9 protein-coding genes are annotated in these 15,629 nt (G+C 70.5%); 5 read left to right on the top strand and 4 right to left on the bottom strand.

Features of this window, described 5'->3' with window-relative positions; genetic code table 11:
- Positions 1 to 253 precede the first annotated feature (253 nt).
- Together LG388_RS03800 and LG388_RS03795 are read left to right on the top strand one after the other, a co-directional pair.
- Complete coding sequence (locus LG388_RS03800) at positions 254 to 6,283, top strand: alpha-2-macroglobulin (RefSeq protein WP_225781493.1); 6,030 nt, start codon at positions 254 to 256, stop codon at positions 6,281 to 6,283.
- Positions 6,284 to 6,441: 158 nt separating this feature from the next.
- Positions 6,442 to 7,125, top strand: coding sequence for an HAD family phosphatase (locus LG388_RS03795; protein WP_225781492.1), 684 nt, complete (start codon positions 6,442 to 6,444; stop codon positions 7,123 to 7,125).
- Positions 7,126 to 7,186: 61 nt separating this feature from the next.
- On the opposite strand, the gene LG388_RS03790 is transcribed toward LG388_RS03795, so the two are convergent.
- Positions 7,187 to 7,435, bottom strand: a complete 249-nt coding sequence (locus LG388_RS03790; protein ID WP_225781491.1) for a hypothetical protein — start codon at positions 7,433 to 7,435, stop codon at positions 7,187 to 7,189.
- 291 nt (positions 7,436 to 7,726) lie between these two features.
- Here LG388_RS03790 and LG388_RS03785 point away from each other — a divergent pair, with 291 nt between their 5' ends.
- Complete coding sequence (locus LG388_RS03785) at positions 7,727 to 9,418, top strand: TonB-dependent receptor (protein ID WP_225781490.1); 1,692 nt, start codon at positions 7,727 to 7,729, stop codon at positions 9,416 to 9,418.
- Here the strand turns inward: LG388_RS03785 and LG388_RS03780 are convergent.
- Both LG388_RS03780 and LG388_RS03775 read right to left on the bottom strand, forming a co-directional pair.
- On the bottom strand, positions 9,406 to 10,440 hold the full coding sequence (locus tag LG388_RS03780) for an IS630 family transposase (protein WP_225781489.1): 1,035 nt from the start codon (positions 10,438 to 10,440) through the stop codon (positions 9,406 to 9,408). The genes LG388_RS03785 and LG388_RS03780 overlap by 13 nt on opposite strands.
- Before the next feature lie 63 nt (positions 10,441 to 10,503).
- Positions 10,504 to 11,315 (bottom strand): IS5 family transposase gene (locus LG388_RS03775; RefSeq protein WP_225781488.1). Its coding sequence is split into 2 segments (ribosomal slippage): positions 10,504 to 10,979 and positions 10,979 to 11,315, totalling 813 coding nucleotides; the frame shifts between segments, so codons are not numbered across the junction.
- 65 nt (positions 11,316 to 11,380) lie between these two features.
- Here LG388_RS03775 and LG388_RS03770 point away from each other — a divergent pair.
- Both LG388_RS03770 and pbpC read left to right on the top strand, forming a co-directional pair.
- Entirely contained in the window at positions 11,381 to 12,223 is an 843-nt protein-coding gene (locus LG388_RS03770) for a TonB-dependent receptor domain-containing protein (protein ID WP_225781816.1), read from the top strand.
- A 147-nt stretch (positions 12,224 to 12,370) separates the two neighbouring features.
- Positions 12,371 to 14,716 (top strand): penicillin-binding protein 1C, encoded by a 2,346-nt coding sequence (gene pbpC / locus LG388_RS03765; RefSeq protein ID WP_370630093.1) that lies wholly within the window; start codon positions 12,371 to 12,373, stop codon positions 14,714 to 14,716.
- A gap of 1 nt (position 14,717) precedes the next feature.
- Here pbpC and LG388_RS03760 read toward each other — a convergent pair whose 3' ends face one another.
- Complete coding sequence (locus tag LG388_RS03760) at positions 14,718 to 15,476, bottom strand: IclR family transcriptional regulator C-terminal domain-containing protein (protein ID WP_225781487.1); 759 nt, start codon at positions 15,474 to 15,476, stop codon at positions 14,718 to 14,720.
- Positions 15,477 to 15,629: the final 153 nt, after the last annotated feature.

Here is a 15,629-nt window from a genome sequence, read left to right as displayed (position 1 = left end):
GCGAGGGCAGGTGAAGGCCGGGCAGCGCCGGCCGCAGAGTCGGCGGCCGGCAAGCAAAGGGCCAGGCGGACGAAGAGTGAGGAACCGACCGCAGGACGCCGGCCAGCCACGGCGCATTGTAGAAGTGGGCCATCGCGCGGCGCCGGCGCACGGCCCGCGCAAGGCCGAACGGTCGGCCGGCCATTCGGCGGGGGTCCAGCGGCACACGGATCGGCTACGCTCCGGCGCTGTCTTCCGTTCGAGCTTGCCCGCCGTGAAAGCTTCTTTCGTCTCCCTCGCCCTCGCCCTTGTCGCCGCCGGCCCCGCGCAGGCCCTGCAGATCAGCAGCTTCACGCCCCAGGGCGAGGTGTCGCGCGTGCGTCAGGTGGTGGCCAGCTTCGACCAGGCGGCCGTCAACTTCGGTGATCCCAAGGCGCCCGCCCCGCTGACGCTGCGCTGCGACGACGCACAGGCCGGCCAGGGCACGGGCCGCTGGACCGGCGAGAAGCGCTGGGTGTGGGACTTCGCCAACGACCTGCCGCCCGGTGTGCGCTGCACGGCCAGCGTGCTGCCCGGCTTCAAGTCGACCACCGGCGCGGCCATCGAAGGCCGGCAGCGCTTCGACTTCCACACCGGCGGGCCCTTCATCCGCAGCCACTGGCCCAGCTACGGTGCCATCGACGAACAGCAGATGTTCGTGCTGCGCCTCAACGGCCCCGCCACGCCGGACAGCGTGCGCCAGAACGTCTGGTGCGCGGCCGATGGCGCGGGCGAGCGCATCCCGGTCAAGCTGGTGGAAGGCGAGGAACGCGCGGCGCTGCTCAAGTCGCGCGGCTACGAAGCGGCCAGCAAGAAGGAGCCGCTGAGCTTCGTCACGCTGCAATGCAACCGCACGCTGACCGCCGGCGGGCGCCTGCAGCTGGTCTACGGCAAGGGCGTGGCCACCCCCTCGGGCGTGGCGAACACCGTGGAGCGGCGGCTGGACTTCGAGGTGCGTCAGCCCTTTGCCATCGAATTCAGCTGCGAGCGCGAGAACGCGCAGGCCGCCTGCCTGCCGCTCAAGCCGATGCGCCTGTCCTTCAACGCGCCGGTCACACGCAAGATGGCGGCGCAGATCGTGGCCAAGGGCGGCGGCAAGAGCATCCAGCCCCGCTTCGACGACGACAACGCCGACGACGACACCGTCGTCAATGGCCTGATGCTGCCGGCGCCCTTCCCGGAGCAGACCGAATTCAGCATCGAACTGCCACGCAACTTCACCGATGCCTCGGGCCGCATGCTGGGCGAACCCGACACCTTCCCCCTCAAAACCGGCACCGGCCAGATGCCGCCGCTGGCCAAGTTCGCGGCCGCGCCCTTCGGCGTGATCGAACGCCTGGCCGAACCCGATGGCGTGGCGCTGATGCACGTGACCGTGCGCCGCGTGGAGCCGCAGCTGCAGGTGCACGCCCTGGTGCCCGGCCAGGTGAAGGATCTGCAGCCCAAGACCGACGCCGAGATCATCGACTGGATGCGCAAGGTGCAGCGCTACGAAGACCGCTACACCGTGCGCCGCGACGAAGCCCGGCGCGACAGCCACGTGCAGTTGCCGCCCGTGATCGAGCGCAGCGAGCGTGACTACGTGCAGTCGCGCATGGTGACGTTGCTGGGCCAGCAGCCCGGCGCCAGGGTGCTGGACATGCCCCAGACCGGCACCGACCCGCGCCCCTTCGAAGTGGTGGGCATTCCGCTCACGCCGGGCTTCCACGTGCTGGAGATCGCCTCGCGCAAGCTGGGCGACGCGCTGCTCGACGAGCGCTATGGCGACGGCCGCACGATGTACGTGCGAACCACCGCGCTGGCCACCAACCTGGCCGTGCATTTCAAGCTGGGCCGCGAGAACGCGATGGCCTGGGTCACGACGCTGGACAAGGGCCTGCCCGTGACCGGCGCCAAGGTGCGCCTGTCGGCCTGCGACGGGCGCGAGATCGTCACGGCCACCACCGACGCGCGCGGCATCGCCGCCCTGCCGGGCGTGAACCCCGAGCCGCCGCGCTGCCCGCAGGCCGAAGGCGACTACAGCGAGCCGGCCTACTTCGTGAGCGCGCGCGCCACCGATGCCCAGGGCGTCGAAGACCTCGCCTTCACCTGGAGCCACTGGCAGCGCGGCATCGAGCCCTGGCGCTTCAACGTGCCCACCAGCCTGGAGCGCAATCCCGACGAAGTGGCCCACACCGTGTTCGACCGCATGCTGCTGCGCGCGGGCGAGACGGTGTCGATGAAGCACTACGTGCGCACGCTCACGGGCGAAGGCTTCGGCGTGCCCCGCCAGGCACCGGACGAGCTGGTCATCACCCATGTGGGCAGCGGACAGGAGTTCAAGCAGCCGCTCGTCTGGCGCGCCAACCCCAGCGGCATCGAGAACGCGATCAGCAGCTTCGCCATCCCTGCGGCGGCCAAGCTCGGCGTCTACCAGGTCGAGCTGCGGCGTGCCAGCGCGGGCCGCGGCGCCGACCGCGAAAGCACCCGCAGCTTCAGCACCGGCCAGTTCCGCGTCGAGGAATTCCGCCTGCCGGTGCTCGAAGGCCGCATCGCGCCGCGCGAGAAGCAGGGCCTGGTCGCGGTGCGCAGCGTGCCCACCGACGTGCAGGTCAACTACGTGTCGGGCGGCGGGGCCGCCAACCTGCCGGTGCGCGTGTCGGCCTTGGTGCGGCCCAAGTCGCTGGAGTTTGCCGACTTCGACAGCTTCAGCTTCGGCGCGCCCCGGCGTGACGGCGACAGCGACGTGGCCACCGGCGACGGCGAGGAAACGGCGAGCGCCGCGCAGGACACGCGCGTGGTCGCCGACAAGCTGCCCCTGACGCTGGACCGCAACGGCGCCGGCCAGATCGAGATCAAGGACGTGCCGCTGGCCACGCAGACGCCGCGCGAGCTGCTGCTGGAAGCGAGTTACTCCGACCCCAATGGCGAGATCCAGACCCTGCGCAGTGTGCAGACGCTGTGGCCGGCGTCGGTGATCGCCGGCCTGAAGACCGAAGGCTGGGTGTCCACGGACCGCAAGCTCAAGTTCCAGGCCCTGGCGCTGGACCTCGCCGGCAAGGCGCTGCCCGGCGCCAAGCTGGAGGTGAAGGCCATCGCGCGCATCACCACCACCAGCCGCAAGCGCATGGTGGGCGGCTTCTACACCTACGACAACAAGACCGAGACGCGCGAGCTGGGCAGCCTGTGTGCGGGCCAGAGTGATTCGCGCGGCCTGCTGCTGTGCGAGGCGCAGCTCAAGGAAGCCGGCCAGGTGGAACTGGTGGCCACCGCCACCGATGGCGAAGGCCGCAGCAGCCAGTCGGCCAGCACCGTGTGGGTGACCAGGCAGGGCGAACTGTGGTTCGGCGGCGAGGACCATGACCGCATCGACGTGCTGCCCGAAAAGAAGAGCTACGAGCCCGGCGAAATGGCGCAGTTCCAGGTGCGCAGCCCCTTCCGCTTTGCCACCGCACTGGTGGCCGTGGAACGTGAGGGCATCATCGACACGCAGGTGGTGCAGCTCAACGGACAAGACCCGACGGTGCGCCTCACGGTCAAGCCCGAATGGGGCCCGAACGTGTACGTGAGCGTGCTGGCCCTGCGTGGCCGGCTGCGCGAGGTGCCCTGGTATTCCTTCTTCACCTGGGGCTGGAAGGCGCCGCGCGAATGGTGGCAGGCCTTCTGGGTCGAGGGCCGCGAGTACGTGGCGCCCACGGCGATGGTGGACCTGAGCAAGCCGGCCTACCGCTTCGGCATGGCCGAGATCCGCGTCGGCGCAGCGGCACACAAGCTGGACGTGAAGGTCAGCACCGACCAGCCCAGCTACACCGTGCGCGGCAAGGCGAAGGTGACGATCACCGGCCTGCTGCCCGACGGCAAGCCCGCCGCGGGCGCCGAGGTGGCGCTGGCCGCAGTGGACCAGGCGCTGCTGGAGCTGATGCCCAACACCAGCTGGAACCTGCTCGACGCCATGCTGCAGCGGCGCAGCTGGGGCGTGTCGACGTCGACCGCGCAGATGGAAATCGTGGGCCGGCGCCACTACGGCAAGAAAGCGGTGCCGGCGGGCGGCGGCGGCGGCAAGGCGCCCGCGCGCGAACTGCTCGACACGCTGCTGCTGTGGAACCCCGACATCGTGCTGGACGCGCAGGGCCGCGCGACGGTGGAAGTGCCGCTCAACGATGCGCTGACCACCTTCCGCATCGTGGCGGTGGCCGACATCGGCACCGGCTTCTTCGGCACCGGGCAGGCCACCATCGCCACCACGCAGGACCTGCAGATCATCAGCGGCCTGCCGCCGCTGGTGCGCGAGGACGACCAGTTCCGCGCCCAGATCACGCTGCGCAACACCACCGGCCAGGCGATGAAGGTGGCGGTCACGCCGCGCGCCACGCTGATGCAGATCCCGGCGCAGACGGTGGACATTCCGGCCGGTGAGGCCAGGGACGTGTTCTGGGACCTGACGGCGCCCGCGAACATGGCGCAGACCCGCAGCCAGGCGCTGATGTGGGAGATCGAAGCCAAGGACACATTGGGCGGCGCGCAGGACGCGCTCAAGGTCACGCAGCGCGTCGTGCCGGCCGTGCCGCTGACGGTGCAGCAGGCCACACTGGTGCAGGTGGGTGGCGATGCGCCTTTCTCGCTGGACGTGGCGCCGCCGGCCGGCGCCCTGCTGCCCGCGGGCGAGCCCGGCGCCGCGCCGCGCGGCGGCCTGCGCATGAGCCTGCAGCCGCGCCTGGCCGAAGGCCTGCCCGGCGTGCGCGACTGGTTCGCCAACTACCCCTACAGCTGCCTGGAACAGCAAACCAGCAAGGCCATCGGCCTGCGCGACGAGAAGATGTGGCAGGGCGTGGTCGCGCGCATGCCCGCCTACCTCGACAGCGACGGCCTGGCCTCCTACTTCCCGCCGCGCGGCGGCGACGAGAGCCGGGGCAGCGACACGCTCACGGCCTACCTGCTGGCCGCGAGCCACGAAGCCGCGGGCATCCACCCCGCCTTCGCGCTGCCCGACGCCGTGCGCGCGCCCATGGAAAGCGGGCTGATCGCCTTCGTCGAAGGCCGCATCCAGCGCAAGTTCTGGAGCCCGCGCCAGGACCTGGACGCGCGCAAGCTGGCCGCGCTCGAAGCGCTGTCGCGCTACGGCAAGGCCACCGGCCGCATGACGACCAGCCTCACCGTCGCGCCCAACCAGTGGCCCACCAGCGCGGTGATCGACTGGATCAACATCCTGCGCCGCGTGAAGGACGTGCCGCAGCGCGAACAGCGCCTGGCCGAGGCCGACAGCGTGCTCAAGGCCCGCCTGTCCTACCAGGGCACCAAGCTGATCTTCAGCACCGAGCAGGGCGACTACTGGTGGTGGCTGATGGCCAGCGGCGACGTGAACACCGCGCGCCTGCTGCTCACGGTGATGGAAGACCCGGCCTGGAAGGACGACATCGGCCGCCTGGCCAGCGGCTTCATCGCGCGCCAGCAGAACGGCGCCTGGCACACGACCACGGCCAACCTGTGGGGCGGCCTGGCGCTGGAGCGCTTCAGCCGCGTGCACGAAAGCACGCCGGTGGCGGGCTTCACCACGGCCACGCTGCGCAACGCCGCCGCGGCCACGGCAGCCGCCGGCAGCGACAAGCCCGCCAGCGCCGTCGTGGACTGGAGCCGCGTGGAGCGCATCCAGGCCACCGACCCCGAAGGCACACAGCATGGCCGCAGCCTGTTCGGCGCGCCGGCCTCGCCGGGCCAGTTCCGCAACAACGGCATGTTCCTGCCCTGGCCCGCAGGCACCGGCAAGAACACGCTGGAAGTGGTGCAGAACGGCAGTGGCAAGCCCTGGCTCACGCTGCAGTCGCTGGCCGCCGTGCCGCTCACGCAGCCCTTCGCGGCCGGCTACGCGGTCAAGAAGACGGTGACGCCGGTCGAGCAGGCGCAGGCCGGCAAGTACACGCGCGGCGACGTGCTGCGCGTGGCGCTGGAGATCAACGCCAGCACTGACATGACCTGGGTCGCCCTGACCGACCCGGTGCCCGGTGGTGCCACCATCCTCGGCAGCGGGCTGGGCCGCGATTCGCAGATCGCCACCCAGGGCGAGCGGCAGGCGCAGGGCGCCGGCTGGCTGGCCTATGAGGAGCGCAGCTTCGAGGCCTTCCGCGCCTACTACGAGTACCTGCCCAAGGGCGTGACCAAGGTCGAGTACACGGTGCGCCTGAACAACGTGGGCGACTTCGCCCTGCCGCCCACGCGCGCCGAGGCGCTGTACGCGCCCGAGATCTTCGGCGAGACGCCCAATGCGCGCATGAAGGTGCAGGCGCCTTGAGCGCGAACGCCGCGCCGATCACGACGCCCTTATGAACGGCCTCGCGGCTGCCCGCACCCGGGCAGCCGCGGGCAGCCGCTTCATCGGCGTCTCATGCTGCTGTGGATGGGCTGCAGCAGCCTCTGCCCTCACCCTTTCTCTGCGATTCGGTCCGCGCCATGTCTGCTTCTTCCTCCGTCCTGCAAGCCGTGCTGTTCGACCACGACGGCACCCTGGTCGATTCCGAACCCGTGCATCTGCTGCTGTGGCAGGAGGTGCTGGAACCGCTGGGCGTGCACCTGGACACCGACACCTACCGCGTTCACCACGCCGGCATGCCGACGCCGGCCAACGCACACGCGCTGGTGCAGCGCTACGGCATGGCCGTGACGGCCGCCGAGCTGTCAGAAGCGAAGCATGAGGCGACCGTGCGCTGGCTGGCACAACAGCCCTTCCCGCTGATGCGCCACACGCGCGAGGTGTTGCGCCGCCTGCGCGAGGCCGGCGTGCGCCTGGCCATCGTCACCGGCGCAGAAGGCGCGGGCGCGCAGCGCACCTTGCAAGGCCACGGCCTCGAAGGCTGGTTCGACACCGTCGTCTCAGGCGACGACGTGCAGCGGAGCAAGCCGGCGCCCGAGGGCTACCAGCTCGCGCTGGCCCGACTGGGATTGCCGCCCGAGGCCTGCGTGGCGGTGGAGGACACGGAAACCGGCCTGCGTGCCGCCGCCGAGGCCGGCCTGCGCGCGCTGGCCGTGCCGCACGCCCTGTCGGCACACCAGGATCTGTCGCGCGCGCATCGGCGCTTCGACAATCTGGCGCAGGTGGCCGATTGGCTGCTGCCGCAGGCCCGGCCGGTGCGCTGAGGCAAAAAACGCAGGCGGGACGGCGCAGCGCGTTCAGCCCGTGCTGCGCCCCGCCAATCGTTCAGCGGCGATAGGGATCATTCGGCCGGCGGTCGTAGCGGTTCGGCACGCCGTCGTTGTCACGGTCCCGGTCGTAGCGGTTGGGCACGCCGTCCCGGTCGCGGTCGCCGTAGGCACTGCCCGGTCCGGGTCCGGCGCCATAGCCCGGCGGCGGATGGGGATGCGGCGGCGGTGGCGTCACCACACAGCCCGCCAGCAGGAAAGCGGCGGCACCCGCCGCCACCAGGGGAGCCAGGGATCTCTTGTGCATCGGCGCTCCTTGAAACGAGAAGGCCGCCATGCTGACGCGCGCCCGCAACCGTGCGGTGCAGGACGTCGGCCCGCCTGCGCGCCGTCCGCCGTCACGCGGCAACTTGAGAGAAATCAAGGAAGCCTTGTCGCCCTTTTCCAGACCTTATGGGTCGAAAGGGAATATGGAATAATTCTCATCACGGTGCTGCGTCCGGCCTTTTGCTCCAGCCAGCTGGGCAGAGGCCCCACGTAGCCGCAAGCCAAATCACCAGCACCGCCCGTCCACCACCCTGGCCTTCGGAGCTGGTCCATGAATTCTTCCCGTCCCGCGGGCCGCCGCCTGCGCGGCGCCGCCTCGCTGCGGCGCCCCACCGCCACCCTGCTCGCCGCGCTGTCGCTGTGCGGTGCCCTGCACGCCCAACAGGGCGCACCAGCCGACGCGGCGCGCGCCATTGACATTCCCGCGCAGCCGCTGTCCAGCGCCCTCACGGCCTGGACGCAGCAGACCGGCCAGGCGCTCACCTTCCCGGCCGCGGCCCTGCAATCGCTGCAGGCACCCACCGTGCAGGGCACGCTGAACGCCGATGAGGCCCTGGGCCGCCTGCTGGCCGGCAGCGGCTGGCAGGCCCGCCGGCTGGCCGATGGCCGCTATGCGCTGGCCCAGGCGCATGCAGCCGCGGCCACCGCGGGCGCCGACGGCCAGACCCTGTCCACCGTCACTGTCGAGGCGACATCCGTCGCCGGCGCCCCGCCCGTGTACGCGGGCGGTCAGGTCGCGCGCGGCGCACGCCTGGGCGTGCTGGGCAATGTGGACGTGATGGACGCGCCCTTCAGCGTCACCGCGTACACGGCCAAGACCCTCGAGGACCAGCAGGCGCGCAGCATCGCCGACGTGCTGATCGCCGACCCGGCCGTGCGCCAGGCCAGCCCCTCGGCCTACGGGCTGGAGTTCTACCAGCTGCGCGGCTTCCTGGCCTATGGCGATGACATCACCTGGTCGGGCATGTACGGCGTCACGCCCTACGGCCGCGTGCCGGTGGAGCTGGCCGACCGCGTGGAAGTGCTGCGCGGCCCGGGCGCCCTGCTCTACGGCCAGTCGCCCAACGGCGCGGTGGGCGGCAGCATCAACCTGGTGCCCAAGCGGGCCGAGAACGACCCGATCACGCGCCTCACCGCCAGCTACGCGTCGGACCGCCAGCTGGGCGGCGCCATCGACCTGGGCCGCCGCTTCGGCGACCGCCAGCAGTGGGGCGTGCGCATCAACGCCGCCTCGACCAGCGGCGACACCGCCACCGACGACATGAGCACCCGCCGGCGCGTGGCCGGCGTGGGCCTGGACTACCGTAGCGACCGCGCGCGCTTCTCGCTGGACCTGTACGACCAGCGCTACCGCACCGACGACGGCATCGGCGCCTTCGCCCAGTTCAGCGGCACCACCGTGCCCAAGGCGCCGAAGGCCAGCACCAACCTCTTCCCCGGCACCTACATGGACGCCTCGGACAGCGGCGCCATGTTCCGCGGCGAGGTGGACCTCCTCGACAACCTGACCGCCTACCTGGGCTACGGCCAGCGCCACCACTACTACACGGGCTACCTGTCCACCGCGGCGCGCAACGTCGACGCACTGGGCAACTTCTGCGGCGGCGTACGCCCGGGCATTTGCACCAACGCCACCACCTTGCCGCCGGGCACCGGCTACAACGACACGCGCGCCACCGAAGCCGGCCTGCGCGGCAGCCTGCGCACCGGCGCCGTCAAGCACGACTGGAACCTGGCCGGCCAGCAGTTGACCATCGACGCCGGCCAGTCCACCACGCGCCTGACGCCGGCCTACAGTTCCAACATCTACAACCCGGCGCGCATCCCGCTGACCACGGCCGACTACACGCCGCTGCAGCGTTCGCACACCTCGCTGCAGAGCGTGGCGCTGACCGACACGCTGTCGATGTTCGACGACCGGCTTATTGATCCGGCCTCAATGAACTTGACTCAAGCCGCATAGCGTACCGTGGCGTGCTCGAAGTACTTGCGGATGCGCTCGGGCTGGCGTTGCACGCTGCGAAGGTGCTTGGCTGTGGCTTTGGCCAGTTGCAGCTTCGTTCGCGCCGGTGCCAGCTTCGTGACCGCCTGCTTGATATCCGCATTGGCCATCTCATCCGGGTTCAACTCCGGGCTATAGCTCGGTAGGTAGAACACCTCGATGGCATCGGCATGCTCGGCCAGCCAGGCCTTGACCGGTTTGGCATGATGCACCCGCAGGTTGTCCAGGATCAGGAACACCTTCTTGGTCTGTCCCTTGATCAGCCGGCGCAGGAAGTCGATCAGGATTGTGGTGTTGAGCGCCCCGTCAAAGATGCGCCAGCGCATCTGCCCTTTGTTGGTCACGGTGGAGATGACCGACAGGTTGTGGCGCTTGGTGTTGACCCGCACCACCGGCGTCTGGCCCTTGGGCGCAAAACCACGGCCGCGTACATCGTCGCTGCGCAGTCCACTCTCGTCGCCCCAGTGAATTTCGGCTCCCTCGGCCTTGGCCCGCGCGGCAATGGCGGGGTAGTCCTCGTCGAGCCACTTCTTGACCGCCGCCGGTGACTGCTCGTAGGCCTTCTTCATCGGCTTTTGCGGCGTGAAGCCCCAGCGCGCCAGGGACTTGCCCATGGTGCGCACTTGCAGTCGCAGCCCAAAGCGCTGTTCGATGAGTTGGGCCACAGCGGCGCGGGTCCACAGCGCGTAGGGCATCTTGAGCTGATCGGGCGTCTTGTCGGCGATGAGCTTGCGCACCAGGGCCTCCTGGGCGGGGTCGAGCAAGCGGTTTTCGCCGAGCTTGCGCCCGCCAATGGCGTCGTGCAGCGCCTTGGCACCGAGCGCCTCATGGCGTTTGCAGATGTTGAAGACGCCTGTGCGACTCAGGCCGGTGAGCGCGGCGATCTTGTCGTAGGTGTTGCCGGCCTTGCGTAGCCGGATGACCTGAACCCGGCGCTCATGCCGCGCTTCGTGGCTCAACGATCTCATGTCAGTTGCTTGCATGAATCCGAGTTGGGGGCGGTGCAGATAAATTCAAGTGCACAAGGGCCGAATCAATAAGAGCGGCTAACAAAACGGTGGGAGATGGCGAATGCAGATAACGCAGCAGGCCAGCGAGAGCAACGCGACATGAATGTCGATGCGGCGCTCGAAACGAGTACGCAGCTTGCCGAAGGCGGCCAGCCAGGCGTGCGTGCGCTCGACCACCCAGCGATGACGCCCGAGCCGGTCGTTGCGTTCGATGCCGCGCCGGGCAATACGCGCGGTGATCCCCAGCTTGCGCAGGTGAAAGCGGCAGCGAGCATAGTCATAGCCCTTGTCGGCATGCAGTTTGTGCGGCCAGCGCCTGGGCCGACCGCGACAGCCACGTACCGCTGGCAACGCGTCGACCAGTTGCTCGAAAACCACCGAGTCATGCCGGTTGGCGCCCGTGACGCAGAAGATCAGTGGGATGCCTTGGCGGTCCGTGATGATGTGGCGCTTGCTTGCGAGTTTGCCCCTGTCCGTGGGGTTGGGGCCGGTGTAGTGGCCCCCCGGGGGCTGGCCACACTGGCCGCGTCCATGCTCGCACGGCTGAAGTCCAGTTTGCCGGCGCCGCGCAATTCACCGAGCAACAACAGATGCAGGCGATGCCACACGCCCGCAGCCTGCCAATCACGCAGACGCCGCCAACAGGTCATGCCACTGCCAAAGCCCAGTTCCTGGGGCAACCCCTCCCAGGGAATGCCGGTGCGCAGCACGAACAGAATGCCGTTCAGGGCCATCTCGTCGCTCACTCGTGGGCGACCGCCTTTGGCCGAGGCAACGACTACCGGCAACAGCGGGGCAACCTTCTTGAACAGCGCGGCGCTGATTTCTCTATTCCTGTTTCGACCCATGCCTCATCAAACACCAATCAAGCGCTCGATGATGACATGGTTTTGTTAGTAGCTCTAAGCTCACGCTGGGCCTGCGCGAACAGCGCGTGTTCCTGGAAGGCTTCACGCCGCTGTCGAGCAACCTCGCCAGCCTGCAGAGCAACTTCGTCACCCGCAGCAGCAGCTACCGCGCGAGCAAGACCACGCCCGCCGTCGGCGCGCTGTTCAAGATCACGCCGCAGCTGTCGGTGTATGGCAACTACATCGAAGGCCTGACCAGCGGCTCGCAGGTCACCGACACCGCCGCCACCAACTACGGCCAGACCATTCCGCCGCTGCCCACCAAGCAGATCGAACTGGGCGCCAAGTGGGACCTGGGCACCTGGACGAACACCCTGGCGGTCTACCAGATCAAGCGGCCCAGCACGATCAACGTCTACACCACCCCCACACGCTACTCCGTCGATGCCGAGGGCGAGCAGACCAACCGCCGCGTGGAATGGAGCACCTTCGGCCAGGTGGCCAAGGGCGTGCGCGTGCTGGGCGGCGTAGCCTTCACCGATGCCGAGCTGACGCGCACCGCGCGCGGCGTGAACCAGGGCAACACGCCCCCGGCCGCGCCCAAGTGGAAGATCAACCTCGGCGGCGAATGGGATGTGCCGGCCGTGCAGGGCCTGACACTCACAGGCACCGTGATCTACAACAGCGCGGCGTGGCTCAACAGCGCCAACACGCAGCGCGCGCCCGCGTGGACGCGCCTTGACCTGGGCGCGCGCTACGCCACGCAGGCCGCGGGCTACCCGCTCACGCTGCGCGCCACGCTGCAGAACGCCACCAACCGCGGCTACTGGGACGCCAGCTGGCGCGACGGCCTGGCGATCCTGGGCGCGCCGCGCACCTTCCTGCTGTCGGCCACCGTGGACTTCTGATCGGTTCGGCGGCCGGGTCCGACCGAACGAGGCCACGCCCGGTTCGTCCGCGCTCAGCGCGAAGCCGGCCCGCGCCGGCTTCGCCATTTGCAATGCAGCGCCGGCCACTGCGACCGGCCGCGCGCGGCCCCCGCTTAAAGTACGCGCATGCTCCGCCTCGCCCTGCCCCGCCCCGGCATGCCCTTCCTGCGTCGTGCGTCCGTGGCCGCCCTGGGCCTGGCCGCATGCGCCGCGGCCGGGGCGCTGCCGGCCTTCGACGACGTGCGCACGGCCCACCATCCCTCGGATGTGCGCATCGTCGACCGCCAGGGCGCGCTGCTGCAGCGCGTGCGCACCGACGCCACCGTGCGGCGCGGCGAATGGGTGGCGCTGGCCGATGTGTCGCCCGCGCTGCGCACGGCGTTGGTGCTCAGCGAGGACAAGCGCTTCCACGAACACAGCGGCGTGGACTGGCGCGCCGTCTCGGCCGCCGCCTGGGGCAACCTGTGGCACACGCGCACGCGCGGCGCCTCCACCCTCACCATGCAGCTCGCGGGCCTGCTCGACGAAGACCTGCGGCGTGGTCGCGACGGCCGCAGCTTCGGCCAGAAGATCGGCCAGGCGCTGACGGCCACGCAGCTGGAGCGGCGCTGGCGCAAGGACCAGATCCTGGAGGCCTACCTCAACAGCGTGCCCTTCCGGGGCGAGCTGGTGGGCATCGACGCGCTGTCGCGCACCCTTTTCGGCAAGGCCGCGCACGGGCTGGACGACCGCGAAGCCGCCGTGGCCGCGGCGCTGGTGCGCGCGCCCAATGCCTCCCCGAAGCGCGTGGCCGAACGCGCGTGCGAAGTGATGCGCACGGTCGAGCCCCGGGAGCGGCCCGACTGCGCCGCGCTGGACCTGTTCACGCAGGCCGCGCTGGCGCGCCGGGCCTTCGACGCCAGCGAAGGCATTGCCCCGCACCTGGCGCGCCAGGCCCTGCGCCAGCATCAAGCCCAAGGGACCGACCCTGCCAGCGACACCGTCCGCACCACGCTGCGCGCGCCGCTGCAACGCATGGCCGTGCAGACGCTGCAGCGCCACCTGCGCGAACTGCGCGACCGCCACGTGGAAGACGGTGCGCTGGTGGTGCTGGACAACGCCAGCGGCGAGGTGCTGGCCTGGGTCGGCTCCTCGGGCGCGCTGAGCCGTGCGCGCGAGGTCGATGCGGTGCTCGCGCCGCGCCAGCCCGGCTCCACGCTCAAGCCGCTGCTCTACGCGCAGGCGATTGCCGAGCGGCGGCTCACGGCGGCCTCGCTGCTGGAAGACTCCTCGGCGCAGATCCCGACCTCGGGCGGCCTCTACATCCCGCAGAACTACGACCGCAGCTTCAAGGGCACGGTGTCGGTGCGCACGGCGCTGGCCGCCTCGCTCAACGTGCCCGCGGTGCGCACGCTGGTGATGGTCACGCCCGAGGCCTTCGCGCGGCAGTTGCGCAATGCCGGCATCGCGCTGCGCGAAAGCGGCGACTACTACGGCTTCAGCCTCGCGCTGGGCAGCGCCGAAGTCACGCTGCTGGGTCTGACCAACAGCTTCCGCACGCTGGCCAATGGCGGGCGCTTCAGCGACACGCGGCTGCTGCTGCCGGCGCCCGGCGCCACTGCCGCGGCGCCTGCATTCACGCCCGTCCTCGATGCCGGCGCGGCCTTCATCGTGGGCGACATCCTGTCGGATCCGAACGCGCGCGCCCGCACCTTCGGCACCGACAGCGTGCTGGCCACGCGCTTCTGGACCGCCGTGAAGACCGGCACCAGCAAGGACATGCGCGACAACTGGGCCGTGGGCTGGAGCGAGCGCTACACCGTGGGCGTGTGGGTGGGCAATGCCAGCGGCGCGCCCATGTGGGACGTGAGCGGCACCAGCGGCGCGGCGCCGGTCTGGGCCGAGCTGATGGCCTTCCTGCATGCGCACGAACCCAGCCGCGCGCCCGCGCCGCCCGCGGGCGTGCAGCGGCAGGCCGTGCGCTTCGGCCCCGCGCCGGGCGCGGCCGGCGCCGGCGCAGCGCCGCTGGAAGCCGCGCGCGAGGAATGGTTCCTGCGCGGAACCGAGCAGGCGCTGTTCACGCCCTCGCGCCTGCAGGCCGGGCTGCGTGCCAATGCCACCGCAGGCAGCGACGACGCGGGCGCACCCGCTGGCTCCGTGGCGCGCATCGCCGCCCCCGCCGACGGCACCATCCTCGCGCTGGACCCCGACATTCCGCCGCGCCACCAGCGTGTGCGCTTCGAGGCCGACGGCGTGAACGCGGGCGCCGAAGCGGCGCGCCTGCAATGGCGCATCGACGGCAAGACCTTCGCGCGCGGCACGCAGGCGCAGTGGCTGCCCTGGCCGGGCCGCCACACGGTGGAGCTGGCCGACGCGCGCGGCCAGGTGCTGCACCGCATCCGGCTGGAGGTGCGCGGCGCGGGCGTGGCGGCACCGCCGCCGCCCGGCACGGCCGGTGCGACGAGCCCGCGCGGCGCAAAGCAACCGGGCTGAGCTACAGCAGCCCGCGCAGCTCGCGCGCGGCTTCCAGCATCACGGGCAGCAGCTCGCGCTCCATCGCTTCGCGGCCGGTGCGCGCGGGCGAGGCGACCACGTTCAGCGCCGCCACGGTGCGGCCCTGCATGTTGCGCAACGGCACGGCCAGCGCATGCACGCCCAGCTCGTGCTCCTCGATGGCCACGCAGTAATCGAGCCGACGCACCTCGTCGATCACCTGGCGGAAGCGCTTGGGCTCGGTGATCGTGTGCAGGGTCAGGCGCGCGAGCGCACGGCCCTTCATCCATGCGCTGAAGGCGGCGCGCGGCTCGCTGGCCAGCAGCACGCGGCCGGTGGAGGTGGCGTGCAGCGGCAGCCGCGCGCCCAGGTGCAGGCCGTAGGCCAGCATGCGCAGGGTGCCGCTGCGCGCGACGATCACCACCTCGTCCTGGTCCCGCACCACGGCCGAGAAGGACTCGCCGGTCTGCGCCGCCAGCCGGTTCAAGGTGGGCTGGATCGTGCGCGGCAGCCGCGCCGAGGCCAGGTAGCTGCCCGAAAAGCGCAGCACCTTGGGCGCCAGCCAGAAGTAGCCGCCATCCGACTCCAGGTAACCCAGGTGCGCGAGCGTGAGCAGATGGCGCCGCGCCGCCGCGCGCGTGATGCCGGCGCGCTGCGCCGCCAGGGTGGCGTTCAGGCGCTGGCGTTCGGTGTCGAAGCTCTCCAGCACGGCCAGGCCCTTGGCCATGCCTTCGATCAGGTCCGCCTTGGCGATGGTCATGCGAGGTCTCCGGCGATTGAAGCTATTGCGCGATCATCGCGCAGTCACGCCGATGATCGCACACGGTCTCGCAGCGGGTGATGTGCGCAGGGGGCCCTGCCCGTAGGCTAGCGCCACGGCTTCACCGCCCCTTTTGTCGCGCTTTTCCATCGC

Origin of the sequence: Xenophilus sp. Marseille-Q4582 (assembly GCF_916700565.1) — a bacterium.
In the GTDB taxonomy this organism is placed as follows: Bacteria; Pseudomonadota; Gammaproteobacteria; order Burkholderiales; family Burkholderiaceae_C; genus Xenophilus.
This window is presented reverse-complemented; position numbering and strand designations above follow the sequence as displayed.